The sequence below is a fragment of the Candidatus Pseudomonas adelgestsugas genome (assembly GCF_004124255.1).
In the GTDB taxonomy this organism is placed as follows: Bacteria; Pseudomonadota; Gammaproteobacteria; order Pseudomonadales; family Pseudomonadaceae; genus Aquipseudomonas; species Aquipseudomonas adelgestsugas.
This window is the reverse complement of record NZ_CP026512.1, coordinates 525,557-542,664: the sequence shown is the minus strand read 5'-3', so window position 1 is coordinate 542,664 and position 17,108 is coordinate 525,557. Positions and strand designations below refer to the sequence as shown.

Below are 17,108 nucleotides of genomic sequence, written 5' to 3'. Positions count from 1 at the left end.
CATCACACTAGTGCTGATCTGAGTATTTATAGCAGCAGGTTTGCTGTTGAGTATATAGATAAGTACAGCATTGCAATTATCTATAAAATAGAGCGTGCTTTTACAGCACGGTGGGTGCATTGCATAAAACTACTGATTCAAAAAACCTCCAGGACATAAATGCTGAGGATATGAATACAATATACTAGCGATGCATAAAAGGCAGTTCATAGTTGCAGGCGTAAGATAGCGCAGACAAAATATTAAGCTGAAATATTCATTCAAATATAAAGCATTAAAAACCTATGCGATCACTAAGTTATCCTGCTAATCATAAATTGCCTACTGTATACAAACTGCTAGTACAGCAAATAATTTAGCTATTGGTAGCTAGTATGCCGAGCACTTTATAGTACTGTTAGAATTAAATTCTATGTGCTATAGCTAGCTAAAGCTGAAAAAAGAAATGACTGATACTATTCTTTTGGAATTTTACACATACAAGATTAATCGCAGCATAAAAATCTACATAGTCACATAGTTTCATTAAACTATAAGTTTACGTGGTATATGTAAACCAGCCTACAACCCAATAATTTTACTAATAAACCTAAACTGGCAGACATCGCTACGATGCATTCGAGTTGATTGACTATATAACTATAGCAACAGCACCGCTATAATCAAAATTAACTAAGCCACTGACCAGTATCACTTCTATTGACACTATGCTAGAATATTTAACAGATTAACTAATACTATAAAATCTTTATCACCAATTTCTTACTCACTGATCAGATTAATGATCTTTTATCGAAAATATTAATTAAATTATGCTGTGAAATTCAGTGTCTTAGTTGATAGTTAGCGTTAAGGCCAGCCAACACCAGGTGTTGGCATGAACCTCAACCTTCCGCAGGAAAACTGTTAGATAGTTTTGAAGCCTGCATCAAGACACATTGATGCCAAAACCAAACATATCTAAAAACCAACCAAGGTACACTTACGTCTGACACGACGTAATTTAGTCTTGACTAACCAGTAAACCTATGAACCGAAAGGTTGCGAATATAGTTCGGCATTACAAACTATTTTTAATAAACATCATTTTTTAGGCTTTATTGGCATCAAGTGCCTATAAAGACTACTTTTACAGCAAATTACTCGACGTGACCATTAGTTACGACTCTGCCACACCAGACATAACGAAGCTAACTACAGCGTTATCCTGAATATCCTAAACTCAGAAGATATAATAATAAATGCCTAGATTACCTTGTTCAAAAATATTTTGTGCACCAGACAAAAAAATCGGAGACAAAGCCGGCTCTGAAATTTAGGCAATAGCTGCTGAATAGGTAGCCTAGTAAGGCTATAGCGAAAATAAACTTTAGTGATAAGCTTCCCAATGGTGTTTTGCTACGCTTTAAAATAATTAAAAGTATCCACCCATAAAATCAAAGTGTACCTAAGAAGATAGTGAAGGCTTATAATACCTGACACCTGCACGCATTGCTCTGAAGCGCATCTTAGCCGTTTATATATACCCTCTTATCATGTAAAGAATTTGAGATAGTTGCCTGAGCGTTCGGCTGTGCGACTATATGCTGAAGATAACACTAACAAGATAAACTTGGTTATAATAGGCGCACGCTGAAATAGCGTGCTATTATTGTTAGTAACTATTATAGCATGATAAAGTTGCGCAATACTAGCTGATAAGATCAACTATTTACTATATTATAGTAATAAATATAATAGCATTCCTGATCAACGAATGATCGTAGGTTTGCTGGTCAACCAATGTTTACTGTATTTAACCTATAAACCTCGAGTCAATTTCACCATAGCATATTGCCACTATACTTCCAGTATGTGCCTTAAGTGCATGCGTTATAGTCTAGCGTGGCATCGCTTGTTTTTTGATGAAGATAGCATATTGCTAACTACAAGAAGTCAACCTTCAAGAACACGGCGTAGGTTTGGATAATAAAGCCACAATAATTTCTATCTAATAAAAAATAATTTTTTACTAAATACACTGTTTGATACAGAGAAACATATAAGTTATCTAGTTACTTCTAGCGGATGAAGACGACAATAAGTTTTCGGGAGCTTTAAGAGATTACAAGGCTTAATAACTACGCACTGCCAATCAGCAGTGGATATTGCAAAATAATGCTGATCACATGTAATGGTGGGCATACCGTGACCTAAAGATAGGTCATGCCTTAAATAATCAGGATATTACCGCTATAAAACTAGCACGCTTTTTACATCTTAATACATATAATGTAACTATTTTCGGGTATGCGAAAAGACGAGCTTACCATTTTTAATATTACTTACTAAAGCTTTGACGTAGGCCTGCATGAGCTAACCTGTTCATGCAGATGCTTAAGAGCGTAGATTTATACCATTTTACTCCTAGTTATTTTTTGCAAAACTCATTATGAGGTCAAGCTAGCTGTGCTAAGCTATTCTCTTATGTTTATTACTAGCGCTATCAAAGACAGGCTTGGTAGCATTACTAATTTGTTCAGTAGTGTAATGATACTCATAGTTACTACACGCTGACAGTACTGACTAATTACGTTAATAGACGTACAACAGAGGATTACTTGTTTAACAAGCTAGCACTAGAAGATGCAATCACATTGCAGCTACCTATAAAACTCACAATATTTACTTAAAAGCACGGCGTGCAAACACAACCTTAGCGCTTTTCCTACCTATTCTACGCACCTTTAAGCTTCTCAAGACAGGTGCTACTAATTAGTGGCATATCATTTATTTTTTAAGAAAAACTTGTCACCGCTACAGCCTGGCAACCTCGACTTGATATTATAGCTTTCATGATATTACACTTTATTTAGACAATATTCTACGCCCTCATCAATATTATGATGCATTACATATGACAATAACATAAGGTGATATGTATCATTGCTACTACTTTTGTTCAGCTAATCTATATACGCTATAAGGCTAACTATGGGAGCAACGTCTAATGAGCTACAGTGCAATTCCAGCTGGTAAAGACCTGCCGAACGACATTTACGTCATTATTGAAATTCCTGCTAATCAAGCACCGATCAAATATGAAGTTGACAAAGACAGTAGCTGCCTGTTCGTTGACCGTTTTGTAGCCACTCCAATGTTTTACCCAGTTAACTATGGTTTTATCCCAAATACTCTAGCTGACGATGGTGATCCACTCGACGTACTGGTTGTAACCCCTTATCCAGTTGTTCCAGGTTCAGTTATTCGCGCTCGACCAGTCGGTATTCTGCACATGACCGACGGCAGCGACATCACTAATATTACCGCTAGCGATGCTAAAGTTATCGCAGTGCCACACGATACTGTGTCCCAGTTATATGTAAATATAAAGGAGTATACCGATCTGCCCCCACTACTACTAGAACAGATCCAGCACTTCTTCGAAAACTACAAAGATCTAGAAAAAGGTAAACTGGTAAAGATTAACGGTTGGGGTAACGCTGATGTCGCTCACGCTGAGATCCTAAAATCCATCGCAGCCTACAAAGATTAATATTTGTCCACCCCCTTAATCGCCCCCTAATCACTTAAGAAATCAAAAAAAATGATAGCTATATGAGTTTGTTACTGAGCACAGCTACAGGCTAACCTTTATGATTCGATAAAGTATGATATATTCCAATTATAAAAACGTTACTCTAGAAAGTTCAAATGTCCTTCTTTGACTTTTCTATGAACTATGGTGTTGCACCACCACGCTCCCCAACATGAAAACAACTAGTTTTAGTATTGTTATGGCACTTACCAGCCAATATACTAAGCTCAAATAGCTCACAGAACTTCTTTGCGTCGACAGCTCGTAGCCTTTAGCTACGACAAAGACTTCCAAATAATTACTAGTCAACCACCTACTGAAAGTCTAAAGTACATCTCAAGGAGAGTGAGCACCAACAAAGATAGCAACAAAGTACTTCGCGATTAACTTCTTTCTACTGAATTAAACTAACATAAAAAGATTTAGCCTTGCCTTTAATATTTGCTTCCAAGGCAAGCTTCAAGGAGATTGGTACATGTATCATGTACCAAGGTAACAGCTCAAAGAGTGAAATGCCTTTTCAGTTATAGTACACATAGCTTCTGAATAATATTGATGCCTCTCAAAATGCGAAAATACTTTGAAATTTATTAGTATGACCTACAAAGATACCCACAAGACAACTAGCAGATATCACGCTAAACCATGCGTACAGCGTTAGTCTGTCTAATTTTACTCTTAATACACTAATAGGGCCGTCAGGAACCACCATGAACTAATTGCTCTAGTCGATAGTTCATACTTGTCTTTAGACAGCGACAACGATATCATTTTTGACTTAACTTATAGCTATTAATAAGCAATGCACTCACCTACAATACAACATTGTATTTTTAGAAATTACTCAAGATACATGACCTTTAGCGTAGTCTAACTTGTATGTAGCTGATATAGCTAAATAAACAAATATTACATAATAAACTTAATAGATATAGCGGTCAATTGCTAATAAGTGTAGATGGCCTGCTGGCTTGGCGCTATGCCTAACTGCGAGCTCTAGATATGCAGTACGCAATAAGAATTAAATAATCTTTTAGCTCGCTCATCCAAACAACACTCTATAGGCCAATCCTTACGGCTGGCTATTCAGTTAATATAAAAAATGCTTTAAAACACGTTATGTATTTGCTATAATCAATTATATCTATCAATGTCGCTCTAGTTTAGTTTTATTACTATAAATAGCTGCCGTGACCAGCAAAAGTTGCACTTGATTTTAAATCCGCCTGTTACCGACCAGCAAAACTATTGAGTTGGTAAAATAAATTAGTTATTGCTAGAAGACTTATTGACAGCACTTAAGTGAGGCATCAGCCTTACTATAAACTACTGAAGCAAAGTGACGTAGGTAAAGCAGAATATTAAAGTTCTGCCAAAACGTGACGGGGAGTCAACCAAAGAAACCTTTGATGCGGAACATTTTAAATGATCGACGCGTATCAAGCTAGCAGCCAGGCTCGAGTAAATGCAGCTCTTGAACCACTGTTTGTTGCGCCAAGCCCAGAAATGAATCGCCTGTATGAAATAATGCGATACAGTGTGATGAATGGCGGTAAGCGTATACGTCCATCACTGGCTTATGCAGCATGTGAGGCCTTGGGTGCGCCAGCTGAGCTTGCTAACGGCGCAGCTTGTGCGGTAGAGTTGATTCACGCCTATTCCTTGGTACATGACGATTTGCCAGCAATGGATGACGATGATTTACGTCGTGGCCAACCTACCCCTCATAAAGCTTTTGATGAAGCATATGCAATCTTGGCCGGTGACGGCTTGCAGAGCCTAGCTTTCAGCGCCTTGCTAGATCCGCGCTTAAATAGTGCAAATGCCGAGATTAGCATGCGCATGGTTACGACACTAGCACTGGCTGCAGGGCCAGCCGGCATGGTTGGCGGGCAAGCAATTGATATGAATTCAATAAACCTTAAGCCAGATCGACAAGCCTTAGAACATATGCACCGCCATAAAACTGGCGCGCTAATTGAAGCTACTACGCATTTAGGAGCCCTGGCTAGTGGCTGTGCTGAAACTACGCAATTAATGGCTTTACAAGCTTACTCCCAAGCTATTGGCCTAGCGTTCCAGGTACAAGACGACATTCTTGATATAGAAAGTCACACCGCGATCCTTGGCAAACGCCAAGGCGCTGATATAGCACGAAATAAACTTACTTATCCTATGCTGCTTGGACTAGAAGCTGCGAAAGTGTATGTCCTAGAACTGCGCGATCAAGCCTTGGATGCGCTAATATCTTTCGACGCAGCTGCCGAATCATTACGCTCCTTGGCACGGTATATCGTTGCACGCCGATACTGATAATCCTAGCTTACCTACTATATATCAGTCAAGCGCAGTGCTTATGGGCGGCTTGCTACCGTTTAAGGTAGACTACTGATTCTATATACCTTATAATGACTAGCTAATGCCTACAACGTTTCAAGAAATTCCCCGTAAGCGACCATATACGCCACTGCTTAATCGTGCGAGCACATTGAGCAGCCTGCGTCGACTAAGCGAAACAAAATTGGCAATCCTAGCCGATGAATTACGCCTGGAATTACTCTATACGGTCGGCCAGACCGGTGGGCATTTTGGTGCTGGGCTTGGCGTTATCGAGTTAACTATTGCTTTGCACTACGTATTTGACACCCCAGATGATCGGCTAGTGTGGGATGTTGGCCATCAGGCGTACCCACATAAAATCCTCACTGGCCGTCGTGAACGCATGGTTAGTCTGCGCCAGAAGGATGGCTTAGCTGCCTTTCCGCGTCGCTCTGAAAGTGAGTATGACACTTTTGGTGTTGGCCACTCTAGTACCTCTATTAGCGCCGCGTTAGGTATGGCTATTGCTGCCCGCCTGCAAGGTATTGATCGCAAAGCTATTGCAGTTATTGGAGATGGTGCACTGACTGCTGGTATAGCCTTTGAAGCGCTAAATCATGCACCAGAAGTAAACGCTAACCTATTAGTGATCCTCAATGACAACGATATGTCAATTTCACGTAATGTTGGTGGATTATCTAATTACCTAGCAAAAATACTTTCCAGTCGTACATATGCCAGCATGCGCGAAGGTAGCAAAAAGATACTTTCGCGCCTGCCAGGCGCGTGGGAAATTGCTAGACGTACTGAAGAATATGCAAAAGGTATGCTAGTGCCAGGCACCTTGTTTGAAGAGCTTGGGTGGAACTACATTGGACCTATAGACGGCCATGATCTGCCTACTCTGATCGCCACACTGCGTAATATGCGCAACCTCCAAGGCCTGCAGTTCTTACATATTGTTACTAAAAAAGGTAAAGGCTTCGCCCCGGCAGAAGTCGATCCGATTGGTTACCACTCAATAAACAAACTAGAACCTGTAAACGCTCTCGCTGCATTGCCAAAAAAAGTTAGCATACCAAAGTATTCTAATGTATTTGGTGCATGGCTATGCGACATGGCTGCCGCCGACCAGCGTCTGGTTGGTATTACCCCTGCAATGAAGGAAGGCTCTGATCTAGTAGCGTTCAGCAAGCGCTACCCGCAACGTTACTTCGACGTAGCGATTGCTGAACAACATGCAGTGACTTTTGCTGCTGGAATGGCCTGCGAAGGCGCTAAGCCAGTTGTAGCAATCTACTCCACGTTCTTGCAGCGCGGTTATGACCAGCTAGTGCATGACGTGGCAGTGCAAAATCTCGATGTACTATTTGCTATAGATCGCGCAGGTTTAGTCGGAGAAGACGGTCCAACTCATGCTGGTAGCTTTGACATATCATATTTACGCTGTATTCCTGGCATGCTAGTAATGACACCGAGCGACGAAAATGAACTACGCAAGATGCTTAGCACTGGCTACTTATACAGCGGCCCAGCTGCTGTACGCTATCCACGTGGTAATGGCCCAAATACGCTTATAGAAAAAAACTTAAAGCCGATAGAAATCGGCAAAGGCATCGTACGTCGTTATGGCAGTAAAATCGCATTCCTAGTGTTTGGTGTGCAGTTGAATAAGGCTATGAAAGTAGCCAAGAAAATTGGCGCCACAGTAGTTGATATGCGCTTCGTTAAACCACTAGATGAAAACCTTGTCCGTCAGATTGCAACCAACCATAAACTACTGGTAACTGTCGAAGAAAATACGATTATGGGTGGTGCTGGTACGGCAATCAGTGAGTTTATAGCGCGGGAAAATATCCTTAAGTCTGTGCTACACCTAGGTTTGCCAGATATGTATGTAGAGCACGCCAAGCCAGCACAAATGCTGGCCGAGTGTGGCTTAGATGAAGCAGGCATTGAGGCGTCGGTACGTGAGCGTATGCTGTTGCTCGGTTTATTAGCCAAACCAATCTAGAAGTATGATTACTTAAATTATACTTTCATCAATAACTATGACATAAATGTAAACGTGTTGGATGAACATAGCATAAACGCATTTAAAAACTATTCATATGATTAAAATTTAACTGCCAATGAAAGTTTTTAACAGAAACTCTACACCTACTGCAAAGTAAAAAAGATCAATATCTATATTGATGCACATATTAACGATGAATATTAATATTCACGAAAAAATTTTAACTATGGCGCAAGTTGCAAAATAACCATAGATTAACTCAACAACTAACGCAGCGTATTTAACAAATATAGTAATATTATGATCTGGCAGAATGATGCACTTCTCAAGAATTAGAATAATATAACTATAATCCTAGATAATGATTGGATTAATAAAAAGCTTAGTGAATGGCTACACGATATTAACTAAAAACAGCTGCCTGGCGCGATAACTCGACGGGGGCAATATTTACGATGCAATTATGTTCAATATTGATGCCTACAAAGCGTTAGTTTTGCTAGCATCAATACTTTTTTTAAAAACAGCACTTAAGCAATAGCTTATATACACTGGCCTAGTACGCTAGGCATATAGCGTACCTAGATCTGAGTCACTACCTCAATTACTTTGGCGTTAGTACTAGCTGGCTAGCAACAAGACAAAATCTACACAAAATCTAAATAAATAATGACTATTAAAAATATTACGTATTTTGTAGGTTATGCGCTTATTCTGTAATAAATTGATCAAAGATCGCACTTAATATAAAAATTAAGACTAGTTTCCATAAAGACTATAGTCTGACTTTACATTAGTGTTAACGCATAGTCATAAATTGCTACAGAAAAGACAAGTCTTAGCAATAACTATTAGAAGTAATCTTGGATTATACAACTGCAACATTGGTAACCAAAATACTAATTGATATTTCCGCTGAACCAGTTCCCCAGCAACAATGGTGCATTAATAGTAGAAAAATATAATCCAGACCATTAACTCTTTTGTCGTATCAAGTAATTTAGAAGCAGCGCTCAGCGCGTATTCATAGCTTGCAAATAGCGCAGGTTTAAAAATATTAAAGCTAGTCTAGCGATAAAATAGTATAACTAACATAAAAGCATGAATTTAACTTGCTCGAACACTAATCAAAAAAATAATTACCGTTTTACGCAGCTACAAATTAAGCGCGATCAACTTCACCGTGAAAATCATTGCCCATCATGTGGTCGAGCTTTCTGGCTTTAGTAGCCAAATAAAGCTTGTTATACTGGTTTTGCCCAGTTTGCAATGGCACGCGCTCAGTCACAGTAATGCCCATCTCGCTCAAAGCTTTAACTTTGCGCGGGTTATTAGTCATCAGGCGTATAGATTTGACGCCTAAATATTCTAGCATCGGTAGGCAGATCGCGTAGTTACGCTGATCAGCAGCAAAACCTAAGAGCTCATTAGCCTCGACGGTATCGGCACCGCCGTCTTGTAGTTTGTAGGCGCGAATCTTATTCATCAGGCCAATACCACGGCCTTCTTGGCGCAAGTATAATAACACACCACGGCATTCACTGGCGATAGCACGCATGGCAGCTTCTAGTTGTGAACCGCAGTCACAACGCTGGCTAAACAAGGCATCGCCGGTTAAACACTCAGAGTGTACGCGGCTAAGTACTGGCGCGCCATCAGCGATGCTGCCAAGACTCAGAACAACGTGTTCACGGCCAGTGGCTTGTTCTAGAAAACCATTCATAGTAAATGTGGCAAATGTGGTTGGCAGCTTGGAAGCTGCGACGAAAACAGTGGGCACTATGCGCTCCTGATTTCAGATTTTACATAGGGGGTCATTGTAACAGCATGTTCTTATAGATGTTTAAGAGGAATGCTCATTTGTAAAGATTAGTTGGTTTGATTAGCCTTTGTCATGGTTGTATGTAAATCCGAATATATCAGACTGCTTCCAGTATTCAAAAAATCTATTTTATTTACTAATTTTGGTCAGGATAGTCATGCGCTAATCGTATGTAGCCAGTAATCGCCAGACCATACTCACTAGTATTTTACCAGTAAGTATGGTCTGGCGATTACACTGTGGTAAATACTACTATCCTGTAGCATTGGTAAAGATGCCATCCTAGCGGCCGATATTTAGTTGAAGCTCCACATCTAAAGATAAGCGGTAATTATCCAGCACAGTCATTACTAGTGATGTAGGCGTAGCAGCATAACTAAATAGTGTAAATATAATTAAATTCAAAATTACAGTAGGAGTATTATAACATATAATAGACTTAATCACGACAGAAATCATATTTGGCTATTCGGTTAATCAAGCTGATTTGCAGTAAACAAACCAATATAAATTTCAGCTAAAGCACAGATCTAGCGCAAGACGCCTAAAGGCCTGGCGGCTGTTATGTTTATTGGTGTACTTGTTCTATAGCGTACTAGCTAACATAATGTTAGCTAGGAACCAGAAAGCTTTATTTATGTTAGCTATCAATGGACAGTACTCAGCACAATCAGTAACTAAGTATCGCATAGCTGTAGTGATATCTCCTGCAACTTAAAAGACGTATATAGATTATCACAAGCTTATAATTTACGACGTCTCACAAAAATGTTGATAGCCACGCACGGCTGGAGTAATGTCTTGCCCAATCGCGTCGAGTAATGTCACGCCTCCATGGCCAACCTCAACCCGACCAATTACGTAAACCGGCCAGCCGCTAGCTAACAATGCCACCAACTCTACTGGTGGCACGGTAAACACTAACACGTAATCGTCACCACCATTTAGCGCTGCCATATAAGCCTTGTCATCACCGGCAAAAGCAATCAAAGCGTAAGATAAAGGCAGTTTTTGACGCTCCACTACCAAGCTAACAGCAGATGCTTTAGCGATATGCTCACAATCAGCCAATAGCCCATCAGAGATATCTATAGCCGATGTCGCTTTGCCCCGAAGAGCCAAGCCTAACGCTAACTGTGGTTGCGGTGACCAATAATGAGCAAGCAGCGGCTGTGCAATAGCGATATCAGCCGTACGTTGCCCAAGAACCAGCGGTAAGGCACCGGAAGCATCGCCTAGAGTACCGCCAACACATAGCAGATCACCAGGTCGCGCACCACTACGTGTCAACTCCTGCCCGGTCGGTACGCGACCAAAAACAGTTATAGTTAGACTTAAAGATCCGCGCGTAGTATCACCACCTACCAAGCCTACATTACAACTTTTCGCCATGACGTTCAAACCATGGACATAACCTTGTAACCAATCGATATTGGCAGTTGGTATAGTAAGCGCAAGGGTAAAAGCAAGAGGATAGGCGCCCATTGCGGCTAAATCGCTTACTGCTACGGCTAACGAGCGTTGGCCTAGTAAAAACGAATCACACGGGTCAGCAAAATGCACGCCAGCTACTAATGTTTCGGTGGAGATTGCTAGTTGCTCCCCGGCAGGGAGCGCCAGTAAGGCGCAGTCATCACCGATCCCTAAGGTAATGCCTTCACCTCTCTGCGCACATGGTGCAGCAGTGAAGTATTTGCGGATCAGATCAAACTCACTCATCACTATGCTTTACCTTACCATGGCAGCTCTTTATTAATAGCACTTACTGCTACCATAGCACTATGCGTTATTCCTCTCTATAAATGGTTTCAGTGAACTTTAGCGCTTACGTTCCTTGAATTCAGCTTTCCGTAAGCGCGTAGCCATATTATTTAGTACACCATTAACAAACTTATGACTATCGGTCGACCCGTAGACTTTTGCTAGTTCAATACCTTCGTTGATAATTACACGATAAGGCACGTCAATACAGTAAAGTAGCTCCCAGGTAGACAAACGCATCACGCATAATTCAACTGGGTCTAGTCTTTTAATATGTAGGTCTAGGCATGGCGCCAGCGCCGTGTCAATCTTAGTCAGATTAGTATGCACACCGTATAAAATATCGTGGAAGTAGTTTTGGTCAGCGTACGTAAAGTCGTTATCGACGCAAAACTGCGCTTCAATTTCGTTTAGCGAAGCGCCAGATATATGGCGCTGATACAGCGCCTGGGTTGCTAACTGACGCGCAGCGCTACGCTTATCACTCTTAGAGAGCTTACTGGCGGTAAGATATGGGTCGCGCGGGTTAAAACGATCGCTTTCATCATAAATCATTTCGCCACCAACTGCGACAATAGGCTAACTATGTACGAAGCAGACAAAACAGCTTCAGCACTTTTATTACTCGCCTTAGTACCATCATAATACTTGATAGAATATACGAGCAAACTAACAACAACTATTATACTAAACTTTATAGAAATTTGAACCAAACTTTTAATGTATCCGCTAATTATGCGTTCAAAGCACAAAATATTGCTATATATAACCGTGCCAATAGCAATAGTACTGAGTATTTACCATTCTATACAACTTTTTGTGCAACCAGTTGCACTTCTAAAGTGCTTTGAGCGCTGATAATAGTAATATCTCTTTTGCTCACACCATAGTGAGCAAAAGCATAAACAGTATTTCTCGCAAGACTCTTTAGCTGCGAAACTATAACAGTAGTTTATCGTCATAGCATAAAAATTTTTAAGAGCAACAAAAGTACCCTTAATTATTTCAAGGTCATTATATAAATCTCTTAAATAGCCAAAACGCGACAGCGCGTTTCTATATGCCAATAGAACCGCAACAAGTAGCAAAAAACAATAATCTTTATTCATATTTAAAAGGCACGCATTTTACAACTGATATGTCTAAAAAGAATATCGCATTAAATTTTATTAATGCACATTATCGGAAATATTTGACTCATGCCCAGATAACTAAGGATATGCAAACTAGCATAGACGATGATGCGGGCAATAAGTTTGTGACCAATATATAATCGGCAGCTTTGCATATATGCGTCCACAATGTCTCTCGCTATCTAATGGGTGACTGAACAATAGCGCTTTGCCGCTACTGGCAGCAAATATAAACAGCTGTAACACATATAGTCACCTCAATCAATACGGTAAGCTTGATGCCAAGACCCAGCTATTTGCGTAATGAGTATTGACGACAACTTGAGCAACCTATAACACTTGTAGTTGATAGGCATGTAGATTGCCCAACAGGCACAACTAATTATAAAGTTAATTTATTTAACCTTGCATGGCCTATAAGCTATGCAAGTGTCACCTTCATTTCATAGTCTTAATTATCTATCAGGATAATAATTTTATTAGCTTATCAGATACTTTTAAACAATTTTTTTATGCTATTAAGCATTATGCCACCATTAATCAGGATTTCAGGTAGTCATGAGCAGCCAAAAAAATTTTCAGTAATATTCTCCGTTGTAAGGCTCTGCAGCCTTTTCGCCAAGCAATAGACGCTCTAGATAACGAGCAAATAAATCTACCTCCAAGTTTACCCTACAACCTGCCCAATAAAACGCCATGATAGTTTTGCTCAAAGTATATGGAATGATAGTCAATTCAAATTCAGGACCATTTACGGCGTTCACGGTTAAACTAATGCCATCAACAGTGATGGAGCCTTTATTGGCAATATATTTAGCTAGTACATTAGGTGCACGAATGCGGAATTTCACAGCTCGCGCATTTTCGCTGCGTGCTACCACCTCACCAACGCCATCTACATGGCCACTGACTAAATGGCCGCCCAAACGTGTAGTCGGCATTATAGATTTTTCTAGGTTCACTAGACTGCCGATTTTAAAATCACTTATTACAGTGCGATCTAATGTTTCCTGGCTAACATCAGCAACAAAGCTATTGCCAAGCAAATCGATGACGGTCAAGCATGCTCCGCTCACGGCAATACTGTCACCAAGTTTGACGTCACCAAGATAGAGCTTGCCAGCTTCAACTAATAAGCGGATATCGCCATCTTTTGGGGTTATTAGACGGATGCTACCAATGGATTCAATAATACCAGTAAACATATTAGCCCCCCCATAAAAACAATTGGTTGCGCTCAGACGTAAGCAGGAAATTATATACTCACTATTCGCACAGGCATGGCGGTTATCCTCCAATCATCGCCTATAGCACGCACTCTGGTAATCTTGAGCCGTGGAGCATCAGCCAGTTTCTCAAGCGGCCAATCCAGCAAAGGCCTGGCAGTGGAGCCTAGGAACTTACCAGCAATAAATATAACGTACTCGTCCACTAAATCCTGCTGAGCAAATGCACCAGCTAGGCTTGCCCCAGCTTCCACCAACACTTCATTAACGTCACGGGCAGCCAGTGCTACTAAGGCTGAATGCAGATCAACATACCCGTTGAGACAAGGAACTACTAGGTATTCATGATCACCGCGTAGGAACTGGTTTTCCGACGGTACACAGGTGACAACCAAAGCTGGTCCAGCTTTAAAAAACGGCGCGTTAAGCGGCACCCGCAAACGCCCGTCGATCAATACGCGTATTGGTAGACGTGACATTGCAAGTGCAGTAGTGGCTTCGTCAAGGCCTAACTCTGTAGCACATACAACCAAGCGAGCTCCATCGACAAGCACCGTGTCGGCACCGGTCAACACTACACTAGCCTCTGCGCGCAAACGCTGCACTGCAGATCTGGTAGCGGGGCCGGTAATCCATTGGCTTTTGCCGTTAGCCATCGCGGTGCGACCATCTAAACTCATCGCTAACTTGACCCGTACAAATGGCAGGCCGTATTTCATGCGCTTAAAAAAACCAGGGTTCAGCGCGCGCGCTTCTTTTTCCAGTACACCGCTATGGATGTCAATACCTGCTTTAGCTAATCGCTGTAGCCCGCGACCAGCCACTTTCGGATTTGGGTCGAGCGTACCAGCTACCACTCGCGCGACACCAGCAGTAACTAGCGCATGAACACATGGCGGGGTGTGCCCATGATAGCTACACGGTTCAAGAGTTACGTACACTGTAGATCCGCATGCCTTATCACCAGTAGTGCGTAAGGCATGCATTTCAGCATGTGGTTCACCGGTACGTTCATGCCAACCTTCGCCGATAATATGTCCATCATGTACAATGATACAGCCCACCCGTGGGTTTGGATGGGTGGTATATAAGCCTTTACGTGCTAACTCGAGAGCACGAGCCATATAATGGGAGTCGATGACGCTTTGTTCGGTAGTCGGTAGATTCATTCTTTAATTGATTCAGAAGATAGACGGTTGATCTCTTCGCGGAATTCATTGAGATTTTGGAAGCATAGATACACTGAGGCAAAACGGATATAGGCGACTTCATCAAGCTTATGCAGCTCGCCTATCACCAGATCTCCAACTACCATGCTCTTGATTTCACGCTCGCCAGAAGAACGCAGTTTATGCTTGATACGTACTAACGCAGCCTCTATCTGCTGCATACTTACCGGGCGTTTTTCTAAAGCGCGTTGCATACCGACACGCAGCTTACCTTCGTCAAATAACTGGCAGCTACCATCTGACTTGATCAGACGTGGCAATATCAGTGCAGCAGTTTCGAAGGTGCTAAAACGTTCACCGCAGGCTAGGCATGCGCGCCGTCTACGCACTTGGCTACCATCAGCAACCAGACGCGAATTAATAACCTTAGTGTCGTTGGCGCCGCAAAAAGAACAATGCATGATTGACAAATAACAAACAATTGGAGGATAATAGTATCCTATCCTTATGGTAAGACAAACTATAGCGTCTATAATATATAGATTGACTATTATTACATTTTTTAAACCAAATATTTAGCATTTTCTAGAGCCATATATTATGCAGTGATAACCACCTATTTGCTCACCATATTTGATTTTCTGTTAATCTATAACAGTAAGACCTAAATCGTCGACACTTTAATTGTTTTAGCACAAGAGCAAATTTTTAACATTGAAAACCTAATGCTTTTACCTGCTTATTAGCTGTGCAATAAGCTAGCATCTTGAATAACTACTGACTAACGCAAAACTGAATCAGCCATGTCAGTGACAAATAAGCACAACCGCTATATCTTGGATGAATCAAACTCATTGGTTACATAAACTGATGCCTCGTCTGCAGTGTCCAGCACCTGGCTATTGTTTTAGCTACTAGCTTATATACAATGCACAATGTGCATCCAATATAAACCACTATACTAAATTTTAGTAGACTGTTATTTGTAATATAATACTCTATTTAGAGACACATCTAAAGCAGGTTATCGATAAACGTGTGCCAAATTTAGCGTTGATCGCTAGTGTAAGCAGCAAATACGCTAACGCCTACACTAGCGTATGAAAAGTAGTAGACATCAACCTTAATCGATTAACTTTAGTATACTGTTGACAAATACCCAACTAAACGGTGCTGAATCCATACTACTAGACAGGGTATTAATCACCGCTCTAGCTGTATAGCTATCATACTGCTACTACTGGCTGCTTTGCCGCCTTAATTGTATCGTTATCACATAGGATAGCCAGCCTAATCTTCTAATTAATTAAGCAATTTCTACCTGTTGAATTTATTTAATCTTGTATGGCAAACCTTGAGCGCGCTCATACAGCTTACAGTGCTACTTGACTTAAACTGGACAATTTTTTTGCGTTAGGCATCTTATATAGCTTGTGGCTGCGTACTACCTAGGCCTACCTAATTACTACCATCCAGACATCAGGATGAAAATTACAGACCAGCATACCATCATATAACTTAATATCACGCACTATTTCTTCTAAAGTTTAGTGCTATTTATTGCTTCACTGACCGTTTAACCTATTGCTACTAGCCATCTCTTATGCGGCGGACGAATATACTCATAAATATGAATGCGGCGACCAGATACTTAAGCGAGAATCTATTAAATTTAGTATTAACCTTACGGCCTTGTACTGCAAGGCTCTAGCACCTCAGCCAATAAAACAAAAATTTACTGCTGAGTATAAATAGCTAGACAATCTATTAATCTCATTTAACTTCCCAAAAAAACCGTAAGGTACCCGATTAGCACCAATAAACAAAAGAAACCATTTAAACGATAATAAACCGGAAGACAACCATAACAGCTATGCCACTGACAGCAAATCATAGTTACTAACGAACATCATCTACGACTACAGCTAAACCTATGTCTGCTATCAGCTCACCTGCGCTACGCCAACTGTATTAAGCAACCTAAACTTAACTTAGATATTTAAGACCGTTTATATTACCCAAAATATTTAGGTAAAGCCAATCAGTTTAAGCGACCAACAATGTATAACAGCAAAAACAGCAGC

8 protein-coding genes and 1 pseudogene are annotated in these 17,108 nt (G+C 40.9%); 3 read left to right on the top strand and 6 right to left on the bottom strand.

All coding sequences use genetic code 11. The annotated features are described in order from the left end of the window. Nucleotides 1-2,989: 2,989 nt before the first annotated feature. The 3 genes from ppa (at nt 2,990) to dxs (ending at nt 7,910) form a co-directional block, all read left to right on the top strand. Entirely contained in the window at nt 2,990-3,535 is a 546-nt protein-coding gene (ppa, locus tag C3B55_RS01430; RefSeq protein WP_129210826.1) for an inorganic diphosphatase, read from the top strand. Between the two features lie 1,467 nt (nt 3,536-5,002). Then, on the top strand, nt 5,003-5,890 hold the full coding sequence (locus tag C3B55_RS01425; RefSeq protein ID WP_129210824.1) for a polyprenyl synthetase family protein: 888 nt from the start codon (nt 5,003-5,005) through the stop codon (nt 5,888-5,890). Between the two features lie 106 nt (nt 5,891-5,996). Then, the gene (dxs, locus tag C3B55_RS01420) at nt 5,997-7,910 is read left to right on the top strand and encodes a 1-deoxy-D-xylulose-5-phosphate synthase (RefSeq protein WP_129210822.1); all 1,914 of its coding nucleotides are present in this window, start codon (nt 5,997-5,999) and stop codon (nt 7,908-7,910) included. Nucleotides 7,911-9,075: 1,165 nt separating this feature from the next. Here dxs and ribA read toward each other — a convergent pair. From ribA to nrdR, 6 genes and pseudogenes are all read right to left on the bottom strand, one after another. Beyond that, nucleotides 9,076-9,693 (bottom strand): GTP cyclohydrolase II, encoded by a 618-nt coding sequence (gene ribA / locus C3B55_RS01415; RefSeq protein WP_129210820.1) that lies wholly within the window; start codon nt 9,691-9,693, stop codon nt 9,076-9,078. A 792-nt stretch (nt 9,694-10,485) separates the two neighbouring features. Continuing rightward, nucleotides 10,486-11,454 carry a thiamine-phosphate kinase gene (gene thiL, locus C3B55_RS01410; protein WP_129210818.1) on the bottom strand — a complete coding sequence of 323 codons (969 nt, stop codon included), beginning with the start codon at nt 11,452-11,454 and terminating at the stop codon, nt 10,486-10,488. A gap of 99 nt (nt 11,455-11,553) precedes the next feature. Further along, a complete protein-coding gene (gene nusB, locus C3B55_RS01405; RefSeq protein ID WP_129210816.1) occupies nt 11,554-12,051 on the bottom strand; it encodes a transcription antitermination factor NusB in 498 nt (165 codons plus the stop codon). A gap of 1,118 nt (nt 12,052-13,169) precedes the next feature. Then, nucleotides 13,170-13,834 (bottom strand): annotated as a pseudogene (locus C3B55_RS01400) (riboflavin synthase). Between the two features lie 50 nt (nt 13,835-13,884). Beyond that, nucleotides 13,885-15,024, bottom strand: a complete 1,140-nt coding sequence (ribD, locus tag C3B55_RS01395) for a bifunctional diaminohydroxyphosphoribosylaminopyrimidine deaminase/5-amino-6-(5-phosphoribosylamino)uracil reductase RibD (protein ID WP_129210814.1) — start codon at nt 15,022-15,024, stop codon at nt 13,885-13,887. Then, the gene (nrdR, locus tag C3B55_RS01390) at nt 15,021-15,485 is read right to left on the bottom strand and encodes a transcriptional regulator NrdR (RefSeq protein WP_129210812.1); all 465 of its coding nucleotides are present in this window, start codon (nt 15,483-15,485) and stop codon (nt 15,021-15,023) included. The genes ribD and nrdR overlap by 4 nt, the downstream gene beginning before the upstream one ends. Between the last annotated feature and the right edge of the window lie 1,623 nt (nt 15,486-17,108).

Coding starts and splice junctions, on each gene's coding strand:
- C3B55_RS01425 (WP_129210824.1), top strand. CDS start 5,003: ATGATCGACGCGTATCAAGCTAGCAGCCAGGCTCGAGTAAATGCAGCT.
- dxs (WP_129210822.1), top strand. CDS start 5,997: ATGCCTACAACGTTTCAAGAAATTCCCCGTAAGCGACCATATACGCCA.
- nrdR (WP_129210812.1), bottom strand. CDS start 15,485: ATGCATTGTTCTTTTTGCGGCGCCAACGACACTAAGGTTATTAATTCG.
- ppa (WP_129210826.1), top strand. CDS start 2,990: ATGAGCTACAGTGCAATTCCAGCTGGTAAAGACCTGCCGAACGACATT.
- thiL (WP_129210818.1), bottom strand. CDS start 11,454: ATGAGTGAGTTTGATCTGATCCGCAAATACTTCACTGCTGCACCATGT.
- nusB (WP_129210816.1), bottom strand. CDS start 12,051: ATGATTTATGATGAAAGCGATCGTTTTAACCCGCGCGACCCATATCTT.
- ribD (WP_129210814.1), bottom strand. CDS start 15,024: ATGAATCTACCGACTACCGAACAAAGCGTCATCGACTCCCATTATATG.